At 74.9% G+C, this 21,176-nt stretch carries 20 protein-coding genes; 12 read left to right on the top strand and 8 right to left on the bottom strand.

All coding sequences use genetic code 11. The annotated features are described in order from the left end of the window. The first annotated feature begins 287 nt into the window (after positions 1-287). A complete protein-coding gene (locus IF23_RS31935) occupies positions 288-1,868 on the top strand; it encodes a hypothetical protein (RefSeq protein WP_157847981.1) in 1,581 nt (526 codons plus the stop codon). 124 nt (positions 1,869-1,992) lie between these two features. Here IF23_RS31935 and IF23_RS0107885 read toward each other — a convergent pair whose 3' ends face one another. Continuing rightward, a complete protein-coding gene (locus IF23_RS0107885) occupies positions 1,993-2,415 on the bottom strand; it encodes a DUF4345 domain-containing protein (protein WP_030281272.1) in 423 nt (140 codons plus the stop codon). Between the two features lie 148 nt (positions 2,416-2,563). Between IF23_RS0107885 and IF23_RS0107890 the strand changes: the two genes are divergently transcribed. The 4 genes from IF23_RS0107890 to IF23_RS0107905 all read left to right on the top strand — a co-directional run bounded on the left by IF23_RS0107890 (position 2,564) and on the right by IF23_RS0107905 (position 6,661). Further along, positions 2,564-3,169 (top strand): TetR/AcrR family transcriptional regulator, encoded by a 606-nt coding sequence (locus tag IF23_RS0107890; RefSeq protein WP_030281274.1) that lies wholly within the window; start codon positions 2,564-2,566, stop codon positions 3,167-3,169. Positions 3,170-3,385: 216 nt separating this feature from the next. Then, on the top strand, positions 3,386-4,414 hold the full coding sequence (tdh, locus tag IF23_RS0107895) for an L-threonine 3-dehydrogenase (protein WP_030281276.1): 1,029 nt from the start codon (positions 3,386-3,388) through the stop codon (positions 4,412-4,414). Between the two features lie 92 nt (positions 4,415-4,506). Then, positions 4,507-5,709, top strand: coding sequence for a glycine C-acetyltransferase (locus tag IF23_RS0107900; RefSeq protein WP_030281278.1), 1,203 nt, complete (start codon positions 4,507-4,509; stop codon positions 5,707-5,709). Between the two features lie 22 nt (positions 5,710-5,731). Beyond that, the gene (locus tag IF23_RS0107905) at positions 5,732-6,661 is read left to right on the top strand and encodes a LysR family transcriptional regulator (protein WP_030281280.1); all 930 of its coding nucleotides are present in this window, start codon (positions 5,732-5,734) and stop codon (positions 6,659-6,661) included. A 51-nt stretch (positions 6,662-6,712) separates the two neighbouring features. On the opposite strand, the gene IF23_RS0107910 is transcribed toward IF23_RS0107905, so the two are convergent. Then, positions 6,713-7,642, bottom strand: a complete 930-nt coding sequence (locus IF23_RS0107910; RefSeq protein ID WP_030281282.1) for a 2-hydroxyacid dehydrogenase — start codon at positions 7,640-7,642, stop codon at positions 6,713-6,715. Between the two features lie 139 nt (positions 7,643-7,781). Between IF23_RS0107910 and IF23_RS0107915 the strand changes: the two genes are divergently transcribed. From IF23_RS0107915 to IF23_RS0107935, 5 genes are all read left to right on the top strand, one after another. Then, positions 7,782-9,119 (top strand): MFS transporter, encoded by a 1,338-nt coding sequence (locus IF23_RS0107915; RefSeq protein ID WP_051739411.1) that lies wholly within the window; start codon positions 7,782-7,784, stop codon positions 9,117-9,119. 45 nt (positions 9,120-9,164) lie between these two features. Continuing rightward, the gene (locus IF23_RS0107920; RefSeq protein WP_030281286.1) at positions 9,165-9,923 is read left to right on the top strand and encodes an IclR family transcriptional regulator; all 759 of its coding nucleotides are present in this window, start codon (positions 9,165-9,167) and stop codon (positions 9,921-9,923) included. Positions 9,924-10,083: 160 nt separating this feature from the next. Continuing rightward, positions 10,084-10,896: a carbon-nitrogen hydrolase family protein gene (locus IF23_RS0107925; RefSeq protein ID WP_030281289.1), complete on the top strand. Its 813-nt coding sequence runs from the start codon at positions 10,084-10,086 to the stop codon at positions 10,894-10,896. Between the two features lie 146 nt (positions 10,897-11,042). Then, a complete protein-coding gene (locus tag IF23_RS0107930) occupies positions 11,043-11,453 on the top strand; it encodes a VOC family protein (protein ID WP_030281291.1) in 411 nt (136 codons plus the stop codon). A 62-nt stretch (positions 11,454-11,515) separates the two neighbouring features. Next, positions 11,516-12,109, top strand: a complete 594-nt coding sequence (locus tag IF23_RS0107935) for a DinB family protein (RefSeq protein WP_030281293.1) — start codon at positions 11,516-11,518, stop codon at positions 12,107-12,109. A 115-nt stretch (positions 12,110-12,224) separates the two neighbouring features. On the opposite strand, the gene IF23_RS0107940 is transcribed toward IF23_RS0107935, so the two are convergent. The 3 genes from IF23_RS0107940 to IF23_RS0107950 are packed head-to-tail and all read right to left on the bottom strand — an operon-like array spanning position 12,225 to position 15,951. After that, positions 12,225-14,372 (bottom strand): xanthine dehydrogenase family protein molybdopterin-binding subunit, encoded by a 2,148-nt coding sequence (locus IF23_RS0107940; RefSeq protein ID WP_037677703.1) that lies wholly within the window; start codon positions 14,370-14,372, stop codon positions 12,225-12,227. Continuing rightward, complete coding sequence (locus tag IF23_RS0107945) at positions 14,369-15,361, bottom strand: FAD binding domain-containing protein (protein WP_030281295.1); 993 nt, start codon at positions 15,359-15,361, stop codon at positions 14,369-14,371. The genes IF23_RS0107940 and IF23_RS0107945 overlap by 4 nt, the downstream gene beginning before the upstream one ends. Then, positions 15,358-15,951, bottom strand: coding sequence for a 2Fe-2S iron-sulfur cluster-binding protein (locus IF23_RS0107950; RefSeq protein WP_030281296.1), 594 nt, complete (start codon positions 15,949-15,951; stop codon positions 15,358-15,360). The genes IF23_RS0107945 and IF23_RS0107950 overlap by 4 nt, the downstream gene beginning before the upstream one ends. Before the next feature lie 329 nt (positions 15,952-16,280). On the opposite strand from IF23_RS0107950, the gene IF23_RS0107955 reads away from it, so the two are divergent. Next, positions 16,281-16,856: a TetR/AcrR family transcriptional regulator gene (locus IF23_RS0107955; protein WP_030281297.1), complete on the top strand. Its 576-nt coding sequence runs from the start codon at positions 16,281-16,283 to the stop codon at positions 16,854-16,856. 6 nt (positions 16,857-16,862) lie between these two features. Here IF23_RS0107955 and IF23_RS0107960 read toward each other — a convergent pair whose 3' ends face one another. Further along, positions 16,863-17,609, bottom strand: coding sequence for an AraC family transcriptional regulator (locus tag IF23_RS0107960; protein ID WP_030281298.1), 747 nt, complete (start codon positions 17,607-17,609; stop codon positions 16,863-16,865). Between the two features lie 149 nt (positions 17,610-17,758). Between IF23_RS0107960 and IF23_RS0107965 the strand changes: the two genes are divergently transcribed. Next, positions 17,759-18,898, top strand: coding sequence for an MFS transporter (locus IF23_RS0107965; protein ID WP_030281299.1), 1,140 nt, complete (start codon positions 17,759-17,761; stop codon positions 18,896-18,898). A gap of 7 nt (positions 18,899-18,905) precedes the next feature. On the opposite strand, the gene IF23_RS0107970 is transcribed toward IF23_RS0107965, so the two are convergent. Beyond that, complete coding sequence (locus tag IF23_RS0107970) at positions 18,906-19,643, bottom strand: class I SAM-dependent DNA methyltransferase (protein ID WP_030281301.1); 738 nt, start codon at positions 19,641-19,643, stop codon at positions 18,906-18,908. 77 nt (positions 19,644-19,720) lie between these two features. Next, a complete protein-coding gene (locus tag IF23_RS0107975) occupies positions 19,721-21,109 on the bottom strand; it encodes a GNAT family N-acetyltransferase (protein WP_030281303.1) in 1,389 nt (462 codons plus the stop codon). Between the last annotated feature and the right edge of the window lie 67 nt (positions 21,110-21,176).

Genomic DNA, 21,176 nt, shown 5'->3' on the forward strand with positions numbered 1-21,176 from the left:
AAGACGGCATACGAGATGCTCAGGAGTCTCGTGGGCTCGGAGATGTGTATAAGAGACAGCGCCCGCCCCGCCCGCTCCGCCGTGCCCGTCCGCTTCCGGCGCCCGTCCGCCTCCGCGCTCCCTCCGTGTGCGCCCCCGCGCCGGTGCCGATCACGCCAAGAGGGGCGCGATCACGTCGTCGACCAGCGCGGTTACCCGGATCCGCCCTCGCCCCGGGCGGCCGTCCAGGAGAGTACGGAGGGAGATCGACCGCGTACACAACGTAAAAAGGCGAGGAGGGCTTGGCCTTGAGGGGCGGAGACATCACCCAGGCGTTGACCATGCTGCACACCACGGTCGTGCACACCGGGAACGACGTACGGGACACCCTGGGCAAGGGGGTGGAGCGCCTGGCGAACGGACGGGAGCTGGCGCACCAGGAGGTACTGGCCAAGCTGGACGGCGTGGCACAGGGGGAGGCCACGCAGAAGGCGCTGTCCGGTGTGCGCGAGGAACTGCGCACCGTCGGGCGGAGCCTCGGCGCCCTGAAGACGAAGGCCGAGGAGGGGGCGGAGCCGTCCCCGCAGCCCGATGTGCGGGGGGAGGTGACGGCCGCCCTCGGCTCGTTGGGGGAGGACGTGCAGAGCCTGACGGGACTCCTCGGCGCACTCCGCGAGGAGTTGGTGAAGCTGCGGGAGAGCGAGCCGCGACGGTCGGAGGGGGCCGGTCCGCCGGAGTGCGGTGTGGGGCAGGCCGTCGAACCGTGCGCCGGGGGCGCCGGGGCTGCCGGAGATGGCGGAGATGGCGGAGGCGCTGGTCCCGCCGGGGCCGGGGCCGGTTCCGGCACGGACGCCGGGCACCCGGACGCCGGTCGCGGGAGCGCCGATCGCCCCGGTGAGCGGGTGGCCGTCCCCGGGGCGGTCCCCGCAGCCGTTCCCGAGGCCGTTCCCGGGAAGGCGACCACGGTCGCGGCGACACCGGAGCCCTCCGCCCCGGGGGCGGCCCCGCTCCCGCCCGCCGCGCCCCCGCCCGTCGCGGCGATCCTTCAGGAAGCCTCCCTGATCCCTGCGCCACGGGCCGCCCTCGCCGAGGCGTTGAAGGAGGCGGTGGCGCCCTTGCAGGACGAACTCGCCTGCGCGCGTGAGGAGCGGCAGCAACGGCAGGAACAACTGGCGCGGCAGGAGCGGGAGGAGCGTCAGGGAGACGGGGAACTCGCCCGCAAGTACGGCGAGTTGGCGAGCGAGGTGGCATCCCTGCGGCAGGTCGTGGTCGACATCGCCGCCCGCGCGGAGGGGGCATCGCCCGAGGGTGCCGTGGAAGGGGGCGAACCCCCGGCGGCCGAAGGGGAGCCGGTCGCCCTCGCCCCCGTTGACGGCGTCTCCCTCGCCTCCGTCGACGGGACGGCCCACCGTCGCCTGCTGCTCCAGGCGGCGCGGGTGTCGTCGACCGTGCTCGTCTGCCACCGCGACGTATGGGAGTTCGTGTCCGCGACCGCCGGGCGGCACCGTCACTTCCGGATGCCGCCGGAGGTCGTCGACGAGGGCGCGGGGCGGGTCTCGGCCGCGCTGTCGGGGCGTTCGCTGATCGCGATCCTGATCAGCCTGCACCGGATCCGGGCCGCCGATGACGACGGCGACGGGGATCTGCCGCTCGCCACGACGCTCTACCTCCGCGTCGAACAGGCCCTGACCGCGCTCGCGTCCGACGGGACGCCGCTCACCATCGTCCTCGACGACCGTGCCGCCCCGGACCTGCGGGACGTGGCCGCGAGCGGCGCACGGCACCGGCGCGACCCGGACGGTACGGACGGCCGCCGGACCCCGGGGCGCGGCAGCGATCGCGAGCCGTCCCGGCCGTCGGAGGAGGACGACGAGGCCCTGGCGGGCTGACCCGGGAGGCGCCTCGCGCGCCGGACCGGCTCCCCGGGAGGGCGCCGGTCCGGCCTCTTCCGGCGCGGGCAACCGGGCCCGCTCCGGACCCCGCGACCCGCCGACCGCCCGTGCGGCGCTCCCGTCACACCTCTGCCTCGGCGGTCCTCGTCCCCGAGGGCCGCGCCGCCTTCTCGTCCGCGTCCGCGAGCCGGAACAGTACGGGGGAGAGGGCCAGTTCGAGGCAGCCGAGCGCGGTCTGGAACCAGTGCGGCCACCCGGCCACGGCGACCGAGAGCACCCGGCCGAGCGCGCCCAGCAGGAACACGCCGGTCAGCAGGCGGACCGCGGACGCCGGGATCGGGCTCTGCCGGGTCGCCCGGATCCAGGCCAGTCCGTATCCGGTGAAGATCGCGCCGAGGAAGCGGCCGAGGCTGTCGACCGTCGCGCCCGCGCGGGAGGCGCCGGGGATCGCGGCGTTCCCGCCCAGCACGTGGAAGAGGCCGATCGCCGCGCAGCCGTACCCCATCGCGAGGGCCAGCAGGCGGAGTGCCTTCGCCCGGGTCATGTCCCACCATCTCCTCCGTCGAGGCGGTACCGGTGCACACGTCCGGCGCCCGGTGGCGGAGCGCCGTCCCGGTCGACCGGGGCCGCTGAGCAGATACCTGTCCCTCAGCGTCACGCCTTACTAGACGCGTGTCAAGTAAGCTGGAGTCATGCCGCCCCGTCAACGCCTCAGCCCCGCCGAACGCCGTGCCCAACTCCTCGCCGTCGCGGCCCGGATGTTCGCCGCGCAGCCGTACGACGAGGTGCGGATGGAGGGCGTCGCCGAGCGGGCGGGTGTCTCCCGCACCCTGCTCTACCAGCACTTTCCCAGCAAGCGTGACCTCTTCGCGGCGCTCTACCGGCAGGCCGCCGGGCAGCTGCTCGCCCGGTCGCGGGTCGATCCCGCCGACACCCTCGTGGCGCAGCTGACCGAGGGGCTGGACGCCCATATCGCGTACTTCGCGGAGAACCGCAACACCGTGCTGGCGGCCAACCGGGTCCTCGCCGGGGACCGGCTGATCCAGACGATCATCGCCGATGAACTCGACGCGCTGCGCGAGCGGTTGCTCGCCGTGCTGCCGTACGCCGAGGGGCGGCGGGAGGCCGTCTCGGGGGTGCTCAAGAGCTGGCTGGTCTTCGTCCAGGTGCTCTGCGTCGACTGGCTCACCGAGGAGACCTGCACCCGTACCGAACTGCGTGAGGTGTGCATCGGCGCGGTCCTGGGCGGGCTGCGTCCGCTGCTCGACGAGGACCCCGCGCCGGAGTGGCCCCGCTGACACGTGACCGGTGTGCCGGACGGGACGGATGAAGCGCTTCTGTTGCCCGGCTTAAGAAATGATCGATGGACGCGGCGCCCGCCGGACGGCAGATTGTGAGGCGTCCGGCCACGGCTGCCGCGGTCTCCGCGTCCGCCGCCGTGTGCCGATTTTTCCTGCCCGGATCCGCCGCCCCATGCCGCGCCCGGGCCCGTCGTCGGCACAGGAGGCGCCTCGGTGAAAGCGCTGGTCAAGGAGAAGGCTGAGCCCGGGCTGTGGCTGCGGGACGTCCCGGAGCCGGTCATCGGGCCCGGCGAGGTGCTGATCAAGGTGTTGCGCACCGGTATCTGCGGCACCGATCTGCACATCCGTGACTGGGACGGCTGGGCGCAGCAGGCGGTCTCCGCGCCGCTGATCGTCGGCCACGAGTTCGTCGGCGAGGTCGTGGAGACCGGCCGGGACGTCGCCGACATCGCCGTCGGCGACCGGGTCAGCGGCGAGGGCCACCTGGTGTGCGGCAAGTGCCGCAACTGTCTGGCCGGGCGCCGCCACCTGTGCCGCGCCACCGTCGGGCTGGGCGTCGGCCGGGACGGCGCGTTCGCCGAGTACGTCGCGCTGCCCGCCTCCAACGTCTGGGTGCACCGGGTCCCCGTCGACCTCGATGTCGCCGCGATCTTCGACCCGTTCGGCAACGCCGTGCACACCGCGCTGTCGTTCCCGCTGGTCGGCGAGGACGTGCTGATCACCGGCGCCGGGCCGATCGGGCTGATGGCGGCGGCCGTCGCCCGGCACGCCGGGGCCCGTAACGTCGTGATCACCGACGTCAGCGAGGAGCGTCTGGAACTGGCCCGGAAGATCGGCGTCAGCCTCGCGCTCGATGTGTCGGGCGCGACGATCGCCGACGGCCAGCGGGAGATCGGGCTGCGCGAGGGCTTCGACATCGGTCTGGAGATGTCCGGCCGCCCCGAGGCGCTGCGCGACATGATCGCCAACATGACCCACGGCGGCCGCATCGCCATGCTCGGCCTGCCCGCCGCCGAGTTCCCCGTCGACTGGGCCCGCATCGTCACCTCGATGATCACGCTCAAGGGCATCTACGGCCGCGAGATGTTCGAGACCTGGTACGCGATGTCGGTGCTGCTCGAAGGCGGGCTCGACCTCGCGCCGGTGATCACCGGCCGGTACGGGCACCGCGACCACGAGGCGGCGTTCGCCGACGCGGCGAGCGGCCGTGGCGGCAAGGTCATCCTCGACTGGACCGTCTGACCTCCCGTTCTCCTGCGCGGCGCGCCCGGCCGACCGCCGGGCGCGTCCCACCGTCCCCTCCGTGCCCCGGCACCCGACCCGAAGGACAGGACATGTTCGACTCCGTACGCGACGACCTGCGCGCCGACCTCGACGAGATCCGCAGCGCCGGACTGCACAAGCCCGAGCGCGTCATCTCCACCCCGCAGTCCGCGAGCGTGCAGGTCACCGAGGGCGGGCGCCCCGGCGACGTGCTCAACTTCTGCGCCAACAACTACCTCGGGCTCGCCGACCACCCCGAGGTCGTCGCCGCCGGTCACGCCGCCCTCGACCGCTGGGGCTACGGCATGGCCTCCGTCCGCTTCATCTGCGGCACCCAGGAGGTCCACAAGGAGCTGGAGGCGCGCCTCTCGGCCTTCCTCGGCCAGGAGGACACGATCCTCTACTCGTCCTGCTTCGACGCCAACGGCGGCGTCTTCGAGACGCTGCTCGGCCCGGAGGACGCGGTCATCTCCGACGCCCTCAACCACGCCTCCATCATCGACGGCATCCGCCTGTCGAAGGCCCGCCGCTTCCGCTACGCCAACCGCGACCTCGCCGACCTGGAGACGCAGCTCAAGGACGCCGCGGGCGCCCGCCGCCGACTCGTCGTCACCGACGGCGTCTTCTCCATGGACGGCCATGTCGCCCCGCTGCGGGAGATCTGCGACCTCGCCGAGCGCTACGACGCGATGGTGATGGTCGACGACTCGCACGCCGTCGGCTTCGTCGGCGCGGGCGGCCGGGGCACCCCGGAGCTGCACGGGGTGATGGACCGCGTCGACATCCTCACCGGCACCCTCGGCAAGGCCCTCGGCGGCGCCTCCGGCGGCTATGTCGCCGCCCGCGCCGAGATCGTCGCCCTGCTGCGCCAGCGCTCGCGGCCCTACCTCTTCTCCAACAGCCTGGCGCCGGTCATCGCCGCCTCCTCGCTGACGGTCCTCGACCTGCTGGAGTCCGCCGGTGACCTGCGCGAGAAGCTCGCCGCGAACACCGCGCTGTTCCGCTCGCGGATGACCGAGGAGGGCTTCGACCTGCTGCCGGGCGACCACCCGATCGCCCCGGTCATGATCGGCGACGCGGCGGAGGCGGCGCGGATGGCCGAACTCCTCCTGGAGCGCGGCGTCTACGTCATCGGCTTCTCGTACCCGGTCGTGCCGCACGGCGCCGCCCGGATCCGCGTCCAGCTCTCCGCCGCGCACTCGACCGAGGACGTGCACCGCGCGGTGGCCGCGTTCGTCGACGCCCGCGCGGCCCTGGCCGCCTCGGCGGGGTGAACCGCCTGGCAGAATCGATGCCGTGATCGATGCACGACGGCTGCGCACCCTCCAGGCGGTGGCCGACCACCGTACGGTGACCGCGGCGGCCGCGGCGCTCCATCTGACGCCCTCCGCCGTCTCCCAGCAGATCGCGGCGCTGGAGCAGGAGACCGGCCACAAGGTCCTCGCCCGTGACCACCGCGGCGCGCGCCTCACCGCGGTCGGCGCGATTCTGCTACGGCACGCCGGGGCGGTCCTCGCGGAGCTGGAGCGCGCCGAGGCGGAGGTCGCGGCGTACACCAGCGGCGCGGCGGGGGAGGTCACCGTCGCGGCGTTCGCCACCGGCATCGGCGTGGTGGTGGCCCCGGCCATCACCACGCTGCGCGCCGTCGCCCCCGGCATCGTCGTCCGGGTGCGGGATGCGGAGGGCGACGAGAGTCTGCCGATGGTGCTCGACGGGCGCGCCGATGTGGCCGTGGCCGTCGAGTACCGCGGCGCGCCGAGCGCCGCGGACCGGCGGTTGGTGCGGGTCCCGCTGTACGCCGAGCCGTTCGACGCGGTGCTGCCGCGCGACCACCGGCTCGCCCACGCCCCGGCGGTGCCGGTGGCGGCGCTCGCCGAGGACCCCTGGATCGGTCCTTACCCGGGCAACCCCTGCCATGACGTGATGGTCCTGGCCTGCGAATACGCCGGGTTCCGGCCCGAGCTGGCGCATTCGTCCGACGACTTCCGGGCCGTGGTCACGCTCGCCGGTGCGGGGGCCGGGGTGGCGCTGGTGCCGCGGTCGGCGCTGCGCGACACCGATCTCACCCAGGTCGCGGTGCGGCCGGTCGACGGGGTCGCGGCGACCCGCCGGGTCTTCGCCGCCGTCCGCCGCGGCGCCGAGGACCACCCGCTGTTCCGGCCGGTCCTCGACGCGTTGAGCGCGGCGGCCACGGCGGTTCCGCCGGGCGACCCGGTGGCCGCCTGACGGTCCCGGCGCCCGCGCCCCGGCCCGGGCGCCGCCGGGCGGCTGCTCCCGTCAGCCCTGCGCGGGCACCGGATTCAGCAACTCCTCGCCCGCCGCCCACCGGCGGACCTGCTCCACGACCAGCCGCTCGGCGCGCGGCCGGAACGACGCGGCGCCGCCCCCGATGTGCGGGGTCAGCAGCACGCCGGGCGCACGGCGCAGCGGGTGGTCGGCGGGGAGCGGTTCGGGGTCGGTGACGTCGAGGGCGGCGCGCAGCCGTCCGGCGGTGGCCTCCGCGAGCAGCGCCGCGGTGTCCAGGGTGCGGCCCCGTCCGACGTTGACGACGAGCGCGCCGTCGGGCAGCGCGGCCAGTTCCCGGGCCCCGAACAGCCCGGTGGTGGCCGGGGTCTCCGGCAGCGTGAGCACCGCGATGTCGACCTCCGGCAGCAGCCGCGGCAGCTCCTCGACGGCGTGTACGTGGTGTTCGGGCCGGGCCCGCCGGGCGACCCGGACGACCTCCGCCTCACAGGCGAGCAGCCGCCGCTCCAGCGCCTCGCCGATCGACCCGTACCCGACGATCGCGACCCGGCTGTCCGCGAGCGAGCGGGTGAAGTGCGGCGCCCAGCGGCCCGCGCCCTGGTCGGCGACCCAGCGGGGGAGTTCGCGCTGTGCGGCGAGGATCAGCCCGAGGGCGTGTTCGGCGGTGGAGGCGTCGTGCAGCCCGCGGCCGTTGTGCAGCGCCACGCCGTCCGGCAGCAGCGGCTGGAGTTTCTCGACGCCCGCGCTCAGCGACTGCACGGCGCGCAGCCGCGGCAGCCGCGCCAGCAGCCGGTGCGCGTCGGCGACCGCGTACGGCATGACCCACAGGCCCACCGCGTCCAGCGCGTCGGCGGACAGTCGCTCGACCGGGGTGCGGCCGTCCCACGCATGGACGCGGGTGCCGTCGGGCCAGGGGCCGTGCCGCTCGTCGAGCTGCGGCCAGGGGATCAGGACGTCGGTCATCGTGCGTCTCCTCGACGGCGGGAAGCAGGGAAGCAGGTGAACAGATTCCGGCCAGCCATTGACCGGAACTGCAAGCTACTCATAAGTTCTTCCCGCCTAGTGAAACACTTTCCATCTCACGGAAAACGGGGGGTCAACGATGACAACGCCGTCACCGTCCCTGAAGCCCACGCCCTCGCTGTGGGCCTCCAGCCGCGCCCGGCACCTGATGCCCGTCGCCTTCCTCACGTACTCGCTCGCCTACCTGGACAAGTCGAACTACTCGCTCGCCTCGGCGGGCGGCATGGCCGACGAACTCCACCTCTCGGCGGGCCTCGACTCGCTGATCGCGGCCTCCTTCTTCCTCGGCTACTTCATCTTCCAGATCCCCGGCACCATCTACGCCGAGCAGCGCAGCGCCCGCCGCCTCATCGCCTGGTCGACGGTGCTGTGGGGCCTGCTCGCCGTCGTCCAGGGGCTGTTGAGCGACCCGGCGCAGCTGATCGCGGTCCGCTTCGCGCTCGGCGTCGTCGAGGGCGCCGTGCTGCCGTCGATGGTGATGCTGCTGGGCCGCTGGTTCACCCACGCCGAACGCGGCCGCGCCAACACGCTGCTGATCCTCGGCAACCCCGTCACCGTGATGTGGCTGTCCGCCCTCTCCGGCTGGCTGATCTCCGTCTCCGACTGGCGCGTGATGTTCATCGTCGAGGGCATCCCCTCGGTCGTCTGGGGCCTGCTCTGCCTCCGCCTGATCAAGGACCGCCCCGACGAGGCGAGCTGGCTCCCCGCCGCCGAACTCGCCGCACTCCGCGCCGACCCCTCCACCGCCCCGGCCGCCCCCGCCGCCACCCGCGACCTGGCCCGCTCCTACCGCGCGGTGCTCCGCTCCCGCCCCGTGCTGCTGATGTCCGCCCAGTACTTCTGCTGGTCGTTCGGGATGTACGGGTTCGTCTTCTGGCTGCCCTCGATCGTCAGGAGCGGCACCGGTGAGGGCATCGGCACCACCGGACTGCTCACCGCCGTCCCGTACGCCTTCGCCGTCGTCGCGATGCTGCTCAACTCCCGCCTCTCGGACCGCAGCGGCCACCGCCGCGCCGCCGTCTGGCCCTGGCTCGCCACCGGCGGCGTCGCCCTCTTCGGCTCCTACCTGGCGGGCGACCGCTTCGTCCTCGCCTTCGCCCTGCTCGTCGTCGCCGGTGCCTGCCTCTACGCGCCCTACGGCCCGTTCTTCGCGCTGATCTCCTCGCTCGCCCCGGCCGGGATCTCCGGCGCGGCCGTCGCGATGGTCAACTCCTTCGGCGCCCTCGGCTCGTTCGCCGGGACCTACCTGGTCGGCTGGGTGCGCGGCACCTCGCTCGGCGACGCGGGCGCCTTCGCCATGATGGCCGTCGGCGCCCTGCTCTCCGCCGGACTGACCCTCACGGTGCGCGAGCCCCGGACCGCCACCGAACCCTTGGGTACGGTGACCGGGCAGCCGGAGCCCGCCGAGGCCCGCTGACACCAGGAACGGCCGGGCCACCGGCGCGGCACACAGGAGACGCACATGACCACGACATCCGGCGACGACCAGCTCAGCCGGGGCCTGCGCCTGCTGTCCGTCCTCGCCGACCACCCCGGCGGCCTCGGCGTCAGCGCGGCGGCCCGGCTGACGGGACTCCCCGTCAGCAGCGCCCACCGCATCCTGGGCCGCCTGGTGGCCGAACGGTTCGCCTCCTACGACGAACGCGCCCGCCGCTACGCCCCGGGCGTCCGCGTCCTGGAACTCTCGCGCGGCTTCCACCGCTCCCCGGCGGGCTACTCCGAGGCCGCCGCCCCCATGCGGACCCTCGCCGCCGCCACCGGGCTGCCCGCCATCGCCGGGATCCTCCACGACGGCGACGTCCTGCTGGTCCTCGCCGTCCAGGGCACCCAGCACCTCCAACTGCGCAGCGCCGAGGGCACCCGTAACGCCTGGCACGCCACCTCGCTCGGCAAGGCGCTGGTCTGCGGGCAGCCCGTGGCCACCGTCGACGCCCTCCTGGAGAAGGAGCTGCCCGCGGTGACCGACCGGACGGTGACCGACCCCGGGGCGGTACGCGAGGAGCTGGCGCGGGTGCGGGCCCGGGGCTGGGCGGAGGTCGACGAGGAGGGCGAGGTCGGCGTCCGCTCGATCGCCATGGCGGTCCCGGCCCGGTCGGGCGCACCGCGGCTGGCGATCTCGCTGGGCGCGGTCACCGCGCTGACCTCGGCGGACGAGCTCCACGGCCAGCTGCCGCGGCTGCGGGAGTGCGTCGAGGAGATCGCCGCGCACATGGGCTGGTGACGGGACGGTCCGCCCGGACCTGACGGCCCGCGCACCGACCCGGCGCCCCTGCGGGCCGGGACCCCGCTGCGGGCCGCCGCCCCGGCGAGGCACCATGCTCCTGCGGGCACGCCCCGCGCGCCCCGGACGCGCCGCACCCGACCCGAGGAAACGGAGCCCCATGCGTATCGCCCTCTGCCAGATGACGTCGACGGACGACCCCCGGCAGAACCTCGCCCTGCTCACCGAGCACGTCCGTCGCGCCGCCGCCGACGGCGCCCGGCTGGCCGTCCTGCCCGAGGCGGCCATGTGCCGCTTCGGCGTACCGCTCGGGCCGGTCGCCGAACCGCTGGACGGCCCGTGGGCGGACGGCGTCCGCGCCGCCGCCCGGGCCGCCGGGATCACCGTCGTCGCCGGGATGTTCACCCCCGCGCCCGGCGGCCGGGTCGCCAACACCCTGCTGGCCACCGGCCCCGGCACCGACACCTCCTACGACAAGATCCACCTCTACGACGCCTTCGGCTTCCGCGAGTCCGACACCGTCGCCGCCGGGGACCGGGTCGTCACCATCGACGTAGACGACCTCCGCGTCGGCCTCGCCACCTGCTACGACCTGCGGTTCCCCGAACTGTTCCGGGCCCACGCGGACGCCGGGGCCACCGTCAGCGTGCTCCCCGCCTCCTGGGGCGCCGGGCCCGGCAAGCGCGATCAGTGGGAACTCCTCGTCCGCGCCCGGGCGCTGGACGCCACCGTCTGGCTCGCCGCCGTCGGCCAGTCCGCCCCCGACCCGGCGGCCGACCCCGAGCAGCCCACCAAGGCGCCCACCGGCGTCGGGCACAGCATGCTCGTCGCCCCCGACGGCACCGTCCGCGCCCGCCTCGGCGCGGCACCGGACACCGTCACCGCCGCCGTCGACGCGGCGGAGACCACCCGCATCCGCCGCGCCGTCGCGGTCCTCGACAACCGCCGCCTGCGGGACGGGGACGTGCGGTAGCGGCCGGGCGGCAGACGGCCGGTCCGCGCGCTGCCCTTCAGGACGGAAACTGTCCTGAAGGGCAGCGATCCTCTACGTGTCCGGGCGCCGGGGACCGCCACCGTACGAGGTCCCCGCGCCACCGTGCCGCCCCGAAGGACCGCGCCATGCCCCAGACGACCTCCGCCACCACCACCCCGGCCACCCCGACCGGCACCCTGCTGGGTTCCGGCATCTGGGCCCCCGACGGCGCCGCCCTCGCCGACTTCTACGCCGCGGCGCTCGGCTGGGAGACCCGCCACACCTTCCACGACGAGGACGGCAACCCGGCCGCCCACCTCATCGGTGACGGCGTCAGGACCCTCGTCTTCTACACCGCCCGCGCCTTCCGCGCGCCCGACTGGCCGCGGGACGAACTCCCCTTCCACCTCGACCTCGCCTTCGAGGACCCCGCCGCGGCCGAGGAACGACTGCTCGCGCTCGGCGCCACCCGCCCCGACCACCAGCCCGGCAAGGGCCGTTGGACCGTCCTCCTCGACCCCTCCGGCCAGCCGTTCTGCATCTGCCGGGCCTCCTGAACGGCCCCGGTGGGCGGGGGAATTCCGGGCCGTTGTCAGTGGTGGGTGGCATGCTTCCCGGCATGGATGCATCGAAGCCGAAAGCAGACCTCCTGTGCTATCTGCAGGCCGCCCGCGACACCCTGCTCTGGAAGCTCGACGGGCTCGGCGAGTACGACCTCCGCCGCCCCCTGACCCCCACCGGCACCAACCTGCTGGGCCTGGTCAAGCACCTCGCCAGTGTGGAACTGGGCTATTTCGGCGAGACGTTCGCCCGCCCGTCCGGCGAGCCGCTTCCCTGGATCGGGGAGGGCACCGACCCGAACGACGACATGTGGGCCACCGCCGACGAGTCGCGCGAGCAGATCGTGGAGCTGTACCGGCGGGCCTGGCGCCACTCCGACGCGACCATCGAGGCGCTCCCGCTCGACGCCACCGGTCAGGTGCCGTGGTGGCCGCAGGAGCGCCGCGAGGTGACGCTGCATCAGATATTGATCCATGTGATCGCCGAGGCCCACCGGCACGCCGGTCATGCGGACATCGTCCGCGAACTGATCGACGGCGCCGCCGGGATGCGCGTCGGCAACACCAACCTGCCGTCGGACGAGGCGGTGTGGTGGGAGGAGTACCGGGCCCGTCTGGAGAGCGTGGCCCGGGAGGCCGCCGGGCGGGGGTGAGCCCAGCCGGTGCCGGGCCCGGGTGTCACCACCCGGGCCCGATGCACCGGACCGTGCCGTACGGGCCCGACGCCCGGCCCTGTGCTGTACGGGCCCGCCCCGCGGCCCGCCCGGTTCAGGCGCCTGCGGCCCCCGCCTGCTCCGTCGATCCCGCCGTCAGCACCCGGTCCGGGCGGATCGGGAGGTCCCGGTGGCGTACGCCCGTGGCGTGCCAGACCGCGTTGGCGACGGCTGCCGCGGCGCCCACGATGCCGATCTCCCCGATGCCCTTGATGCCGACCGGGTCGTCCTCGTCCACGTCGTCGACCCAACCGGCGTCCAGCTGCGGGATGTCGGCGTGCGCCGCGATGTGGTATCCGGCGAGGTCCGCGCCGACGTGCCCGCCGGTCGCCCCGTCCCGTACCGCCTCCTCGTGGAGCGCCATCGACAGGCCCCAGATCATCCCGCCGAGGAACTGACTGCGCGCCGTCAGCGGGTTGACGATCTCCCCGGCGGCGAACATCCCCAGCATCCGCCGCACCCGCACCTCACCGGTGGCCACATCGACCGCCACCTCGGCGAACTGCGCCCCGAAGGAGTGCCGTTCCTTCTGCGACAGCGCGCCGATCGACGCGCCGGTGTCCGCCCGGGCGGTCAGACCCTGCGGCGGGACGGTGCCGCCCAGCGCCAGCTTCTCGCGCAGCGCCCGCGCCGCCTCGATGACCGCCCACGCCCAGGAGCGCGTCCCCATCGAACCGCCGGCCACCATCGCCGGACCGAAGTCGCTGTCCGCGATCCGGATGTGGATCCGCTCCGGTGCCACCTCCAGCGCGTCCGCCGCGACCAGGGCCAGCGCGGTGCGCGCCCCCGTCCCGACGTCCGCCGCGGTGATCCGGACCGTGAACGTCCCGTCCGCCTCCGCCGTCACCGCCGCGGTCGACGGCGCGACCCCCGACGGGAACCGCGCCGCGGCCGTCCCGGTGCCCAGCAGCCAGCGGCCCTCACGGCGCACCCCCGGGCGGGGATCGCGCTCCGCCCAGCCGAACCGCCGGGCGCCCTCCTCGAAGCAGGCGAGCAGGTTCCGGCTGCTGAACGGCAGCCCGGAGACCACCCCCACCTCGGGCTCGTTCCGCGCCCGCAGCGTGATCGGGTCGATGCCGCACTTCTCGGCCAGCTCGTCGATCGCACACTCCAGGGCGAACGACCCCGGCGCCTCGCCCGGCGCCCGCATGAAGCTCGGCGTCGGCACGTCCAGCGGCACCACATGGTTCTCCGAGCGGTAGGCGTCCGGCCCGTACATCACCCGGCCGAAGTCCGCGCTGCGCTCGATGAACTCCCGGAACGACGAGGTGGCGCTGTACGCCTGGTGGTCCAGGGCCCGTAGCCGCCCGTCGGCGTCCGCGCCCAGCCGCACCCGCTGCACCGTCGGGCTGCGGTACCCCACCAGCGAGAAGAGCTGGCGGCGGGTGAGCACCACGCGTACCGGCCGGTGCAGCACCGTCGCGGCCATCGCGGCGAGCACCACCTGCGGCCGGGTCGCCTTCGCGCCGAACGCGCCGCCGACGTGCTCCGACCGCACCCGCACCGACTCCGCGTCGAGCGAGAACAGCCTCGCCAACTCGTCGGCGACGAAGGCGCTGCCCTGGTTGGTGTCCACCACCTCCAGCCGCCCGCCGTCCCAGCGCGCCATCGCCGCATGGGGCTCCATCGGGTGGTGGTGCTCCTCCGGCGTGGTGTACCGCGCGTCCACGACGACCTCGGACGCGTCGAGCGCCTTCTTGGTCTCCGCGGTGCCGCCGGTCTGCGCACCGGCGCCGTACCCGGCCGGATGCGTCTCGGCGAACGCCACGTCGTGCGGCTCGGTCGCGTACCGCACCACCAGCGCGTCCGCCGCCTCCCGCGCCTGCTCCGGCGTCTCGGCGAGGACCAGCGCCACCGGCCATCCGACGTGCGGCACCCGGTCCTGCTGGAAGACCTGGAGCAGCGGGTCGGCCTTCCCGAGCAGGTTGGTGTAATCACCCTTGAGCCGCGGCGCGTTGCCGTGGTGCAGCACATCGAGGACGCCGGGCATCGCCAGCACCGCGTCCGTCTCCACCGCCGTGATCCGCCCGCGCGCGACGGTGGAGACCACCAGCTGCCCGTGGGCCAGCTCCGCGAACGGCACCTCCCCGGCGTACCGCGCCGTGCCGGTGACCTTCGCCCGGCCCTCCAGCCGGGTGTGCGCGGTGCCCACCGCGCCGCCTGCCGCGCGGTTGCCCGCCGTGGTGCCCGTCGCGACCGTCATCGGCCCGCCTCCTCGGTCAGCTCGCCGAGGACGGCCACGACGAGGTTGCGCATCAACGTCAGCTTGTATCCGTTGTCGGGCAGCGCCCGCGCCGCGGCCAGCTCCGCGTCCGCCGCGGCGGCGAACGCCTCCGCACCGGCCGCCTCGCCGCGCAGCGCCTCCTCGGCGCGCCGTGCCCGCCACGGCCGGGAGGCGACCGCGCCGAACGCCAGCCGCACGTCGTGCACCACCCCGTCCCGGACGTCGAGCGCCGCCGCCAGCGAACCGATGGCGAAGGCGTACGAGGCGCGTTCACGGACCTTGCGGTAGCGCGAGTGCGCCGCCACCGGCGCGGCGGGCAGCGTCAGACCGGTGATCAGCGCGCCGTCCGGCAGCGCCGTCTCCCGGTGCGGCGCCTCGCCCACCGGCGGGTACAGCGCGTCCAGCGCCAGCGTGCCCGGACCGTCCGCCGTCTCGTACTCCACCACCGCGTCGAAGGCGGCCAGCGCCACGCCCATGTCGGACGGGTGCACCGCCACACAGTGCTCCGAGGCGCCCAGGATCGCGCCGTTGCGGTGCTCGCCCGCGACGGCCGGGCAACCGCTGCCGGGGGAGCGGCGGTTGCACGCCTTGGTGGTGTCGGTGAAGTAGCCGCAGCGGGTGCGCTGGAGGAGGTTCCCGCCGACCGTCGCCATGTTGCGCAGCTGCCCGGACGCCCCGGCCAGCACCGCCTGCGCCAGCGCCGGATACCGGCGCCGCACCTCGGGGTGGGCGGCCAGCTCGCTGTTGGTGACGGTCGCGCCGATCCGCAGCCCGCCGTCCCCGTCCTCCTCGATCCGGTCGAGCGGCAGCCCCCGTACGTCGACGAGCAGCCGCGGCCGCTCCACCCCGGCCTTCATCAGGTCGACGAGGTTGGTGCCGCCGCCCAGCGCCCGGGCCTCGGGGCCGGAGCCCAGCAGCGCGACCGCACCGGCCACATCGGCCGCCCGCTCGTAGGCGAACTCCCTCATGCCGTCACCTCCGTACCGCGGACGCCCGCCGACGAACCGTCCGCGGCCCGCGCCACCGCCTCGACGATCGAGGCGTACGCACCGCAGCGGCAGAGGTTGCCGCTCATCCGCTCGCGGATCTCGGCCGCGTCCAGCGGCGCCGGGGCGGCCTGCGGGGCGATGTCGGCGGTGACCGCGCTGGGCCACCCCGCCGCGTGCTCCTCGATCACGCCGAGCGCCGAACAGATCTGCCCCGGCGTGCAGTAGCCGCACTGGTAGCCGTCGAGGTCGAGGAACGCCTGCTGCACCGGGTGGAGTTGGTCACCGTCGGCCACCCCCTCGATGGTGGTGACCTCCCGGCCCTCGGTGGCCACCGCGAGCTGCAGACACGCCAGCGACCGCCGCCCGTCCACCAGCACCGTGCAGGCACCGCACTGACCGTGGTCGCAGCCCTTCTTGGTACCCGTCAGATCGAGCCGCTCGCGCAGCGCGTCGAGCAGCGTGGTGCGGTGGTCGACGGGGAGGGCGTACGTCTCCCCGTTGACGCGCAGGGAGATGCCGCTGGACGTGGGGGACGGCGCCGACGACTCCGAGGGCGTCGATGGGGGCATGAGTCAGCCTTCTTTCACATGGGGTGAGGCACGGCCGCGACCGGCCCCGGAGGCCCGGGGAACGGCGTGGTCGACCGGAAGTCGAGCTCTCCCGCCCCGCGTCGGCAGGGTGCCCACGGGGAACGCGCACCGCGGGGACGGGCATCGGCGTGGGCGAAAAGGACGGGTACGGGGCGTCGGGTGGCGTAAAAGCCCGGTGCACCGGCGGATCTGCCCATCCCCACCGCCCGCGTCAGCCGCTACGGTGGACCAGATCGGACAGTTGTCCACATCGGGGAAACCTAGCGGACGGCCGTGCGCGCAGCAAGGGCCTTCCTGGAGGAGGACGGGTGCCCAACGAGCAGGAACCCGCACTGCGTTCGGACGCCCGGCGCAACCGCGCCCGCATCCTCGACGCCGCACTCACCGAACTCACCCGCGACGCCCGCGCCCCGCTCAGCGCCGTCGCCCGGCGCGCCGGAGTCGGCCAGGCGACCTTCTACCGCAACTTCCCCAGCCGCGAGTGCCTGGTCCTGGAGGTCTACCGGCACGAGGTCGGCCAGGTCGCCGCCGTCGCCGAGCAGTTGCTGCGCACCCGCGCCCCCGACGCGGCGCTCCGCGAATGGATGGACCGGCTCGCCCGGCACGCCATGGCGAAGGCGGGGCTGGCCGAGGCGATCCGCAAGGCCAGCGCCCCCGGCAGCCTCGCCGCCGTCGGCCGCGCCCCGGTCACCGCCGCCGTCGCGCTCCTCCTCGACGCCAACACCCGCGCCGGGACCATCCGCCCCGGCGTCACCCCCGACGACTTCCTCCTCGCCATCGCCGGACTCTGGCAGCTCGACCCGCACGGCGACTGGCAGACCCGCGCGGCCCGGCTGCTCGACCTCGTCATGGACGGCCTGCGCACCGGCGCGCCCGGACCCTGACCCGTATCAGGGCAGACCGTGGTGGCTGCCCGGGGTGTGGCCGAACGCGCGGCGGAAGACATCGATGAACGCGCTGGCGGAGGCCCAGCCGCAGCGGTGCGCCACGGTGGTCACCGCCGTGCCCTCGGCCAGCAGCCGCAGCGCGTGGTAGAGCCGCAGCTGCGTCCGCCACTGCGGGAACGTCATGCCCAGCTCCCGCCGGAAGAGGCGGGACAGCGTACGGGCGCCGCTGCCGGTCGCGGCGCCCAGCTCCGCCAGCGTCCGGGGATCCGCCGGGGCGCGGTGCAGCAGCCCGCAGACCGCGACGAGCCGGGGATCGGTCGGCGTCGGGAGCCGGAACGGTTGCTGCGGCGAGGCCCGCAACCGGTCGAGCAGCACGGCCCGCAGCCGCCGCCGCTCGGGACCGTCCCCGCCGTCCTCCCGGGTGTAGGCGAGGATCAGCTCCCGCAGCAGCGGATCGACCGCGAGGACCGTCGGCGCATCCAGCCCCAGCGGGTTGACCGCGGCGGGCAGTCCGAGCAGATGCAGGGCGAGACGGCCGTGGGCGCGGTGGGCGTGGACACAACCGGCGGGCACCCACAGCGCGCGGTTGCCGGGCGCGAACCACGTCCCGGCGTCGGTGGTGACGGCCACCAGACCGGAGCCCGCGTAGACGATCTGGTGGCCGTCGTGGCGGTGTGCGGCGATCCGCTCACCCGGGGCCAGCGTCCGGGCCCGGGTGGGCGCCTGCGGGGTGTGGCGGATCTCCGGCATACCTTGGCAATTTATCGGAAGCGCGCCGACGGGGCACCGATGACGATGGCCGGGTGACGACACGACGGACCGCCAGGTCACCCCTCAGCCCACCGGCACCGGCCGCCCCGCCCCGGACCGCGCCTCGCACCCCGCGCGCCCTCGGCCCGCTGCCGCTGCTCTCGCTCGGCCACGCCTGCGTCGACGTGTACCAGGGTGCGGTCGCCGCCCTGGTGCCGTTCTTCGTCGCCGAACGGCACTACACCTACGCCGCCGCCTCCGGGATCGTGCTCGCCGCCTCGCTGCTCTCCTCCGTCGTACAGCCGCTGTTCGGCGCCGTCACCGACCGGCGGCCGCTGCCCTGGCTGCTGCCGGTCAGCGCCCTGCTGGCGGGCGTCGGCGTGGCCGCCGCCGGACTCACCGGCGGATACGCCCTCACCCTCACCGCGGTCGCGGTCGGCGGCATCGGCGTCGCCGCGTACCACCCCGAGGCCGCCCGCATCGCGCGCCTCGCGAGCCGGGGGAGCCACACCGGCATGGGCTGGTTCTCGCTGGGCGGCAACCTCGGCTTCGCCGCCGCCCCGCTCCTGGTCGCCGCCGTCGTCGCCACCGGCGGACTGCGCGCCTCCCCGCTGCTGGCGGTGCCCGCGCTCCTCGGCGCCGTGCTCTGCGCCGTCGCCCTGCGCGCCCTCGCCGCACCGGCACCCGCCTCCGGCCCCGCCCGGACGGCCCGCCCCGCGGCCCGCGACGACTGGGCCTCCTTCGCCCGCCTGACCGGCGCCGTCGCCTGCCGCTCGATCGTCTTCGTCGGCCTCGGCGCCTTCCTCTCCCTCTACGTGCGCCAGCGCACCGGGGGAGGCCCCGCCGCCGGTGCCGCCGCGCTCTTCGTCCTCTACCTCGGCGGCGCCGTCGGCACCGTCGCGGGCGGCCGCCTCGCCATCCGCTTCGGCCGCCTCCCGGTGGTCCGCTGGTCCTACGCGCTGACCGTCCCGGCCGTCGCGGGCGTCCTCCTCGTCCCGGGACCCGCGGTGTACGCGTGTGTGGCGCTCACCTCGGCCGGGCTGTACGTGCCGTTCTCCCTGCACGTCACGCTCGGCCAGGACTACCTGCCGGGCCGGGTGGGCACCGCGGGCGGTGTGACGCTCGGGCTCGCCGTCAGCGTCGGCGGCCTCGCCACCCCGCTGATCGGCACCCTCGCCGACGCCACCTCCCTGCGCACCGCACTCCTCCCGCTGATCGCCCTCCCGGCCCTCGGCGGACTCCTGCTGCGCCCCCTGAAGGAGCCCGCGGTCCCGGAGCCCGCCGCGTGAGCGGACCTCAGAGCGGCTTGCGCCACACGGAGACGTGTCCCGTGGAGTCCTGGGTGAACGGAGACCCGTCCCAGTCCGCGACGCGGCGCTCCCGTTCGAGCCCGGCGAGCCGCGCCATCAGATCCAGCTCCGCCGGCCAGGCGTACCGGTGCCGGGAGTTCCCGCGGCGGTAGCGTCCGTCGTCGTCGCGGGTGAAGTGGTGCGAGACGAGGATCTGCTCGGCCAGGTCGAAGGTGTCGAAGCCGAGATGGCGTTCGGAGACGTCGAAGGGCACCGCCGCCTGGCCGGGCGGCAGGAACCGCAGCGGTGGGACGCCCAGCTCGATGACGAATCGGCCGCCGGGCGCCAGATGACGCGCGGCGTTACGGAAGCACGCCACCTGCTCGTCCTGCGAGAGCAGGTTCGTGATCGTGTTGTAGACGAGATACACCAGCGTGAAGGTGCCGGGGACGGTGGTGGTGGCCATGTCCCCGATCACCACCGGGAGCGTCTCCTCGTCGGTCTTGCGCCGCAGCACCGCCGCCATGTGCGGGGACAGCTCGATGCCGACGACCGGCACCCCGCGCTCCCGCAGCGGGACGCCCACCCGGCCGGTGCCGATGGCGAACTCCAGCGCCCGGCCGTCCCCGGCCAGTTCGGCGAGGAAGTCGAGGGTCGGGCCGAGCACGGCGGCGGAGGACATCGCGCGTTCCTCGGCGTCGTAGCGGTCGGCGGAGGCACGGGTCCACAGCTCACTGCTCGTCATGGGCGGTCACCCTGCCGGATGGCGCGGGGCGCTGTCGACGCATTTTCCGCGCACCGGCGTGGCGTGCCCCGGTCCCGTCAGCCGAGGCCGGGGGACTCGCCGGAGGCGGTCGCCGAGCGGGTGGCGCGGGTGGCCGGTTCGCCCTGGGGCCGGGTGGTGATCACCAAGGTGCCGTCCTCGATCTGGTAGTCGAGCGGCAGGCCCAACCCCCGCATCGCCGCCACCATCCCGGTGTTGGACGCCTGGGTGATCGCGTAGACGCTCCCGCAGCCCACCTCGTCGGCCATCGCCACCAGGCGGCGCAGCAGATCGGCGCCGATGCCGCGGCGCTGCCAGGCGTCCTCGATCAGGAGCGCCACCTCGGTCTCGTCGCCGTCCCAGAGCAGATGCCCGAGCGCCACCAGACGGCCGGACGCGGTCTCCACCGCGAGGGTGCGGCCGTGGTGCGGGCCGAGCAGATGCCGCAGATAGGCGTCGGCGTCGCCGACCGGGCCGTGGTAGCGGCGGGCCAGCGTCGCCGCCGAGCAGCGGCCGTGCATCGCCACCGCCGCCGCCAGATCGTCCGGACCGGCGCGGCGGATCGTCAGATCGTTGCCCTCGGGCAGCGTCAGCACCTCACGGCGGTGCGGCACCCGCTGCCCCAACCGCCGGTCCAGCTCGACCAGCGCGTGCACCCGCGCGAACTCGGTGGGCGTGAACGGCAACTGCGGCCGCTCCACGATCAGGGAACCCCCGGAGGCGTCCCGGAACTTCATGCTGTGCTCCTCCAGTACGCCCTCGGCGGGCAGCGGCTCGGCGGGCCGTCCGCGCAGCGGACGCGCCGGTACCGAACGGATCGTGCACCGGCCCAGCAACTGCCGCAGCGCCAGCGGCAGTTCGGCGGAATCCAGTGCCGTACGGGTGGCCAGGCCCAGCATCCGGGCCGGTGCGTCCACCAGATCGTGGGTGTCGGCCCGCTCCAGCCAGGTGCTCCGGCCGCCCGCCCCGGCCACCGCACCGGTCAGCTCCTGCGGGCTCAGCGTCCCCGGGGCGCGCAGCAGGAACTCGTCGGCGGTGCCCGCCGACAGCGGATGGGTCTGCAGGCTGAGGATGTCCACCCGGTGCGCGGCCAGCGCCGTGCACAGCGCGGCCAGGCTGCCCGGGGCGTCCTGGACGGTGGTACGCATCCGCCACAGCGCCGACTGCGCCGCGGGCGCCGGAGCCCCCGGGGCGTCGGTCGGCGCCGCGGCGCCGGTATCGGACGGCGGTGGCGCGGGATCCCGGCGGCGTGACCACCGGGCGCGCAGCGCGGCCACGGCCGGACGGGCGGCGAGCCCGGCGGCGCAGAGCAGCGCCGCCGCCGGACCGTACGGCAGGGTCCCGGCGGCGGTCGCCGTGGCCGCGACGGAGACCGCCGCGGTCAGGGCGACGGCGTCCCGGCGCCGGTGGCCGCGCCGGGTGGAGGTGTCGGAGGTGGTGTCGGTCATGGCGCCAGCCTCGCCGACCGGTGTTGCCTGGCCGCCAACGCCCTGTGTCCGACGGGTAAAAACCGGT

The sequence above is a fragment of the Streptomyces catenulae genome, from assembly GCF_000718015.1.
GTDB classification, from domain to species: Bacteria; Actinomycetota; Actinomycetes; order Streptomycetales; family Streptomycetaceae; genus Streptomyces; species Streptomyces catenulae.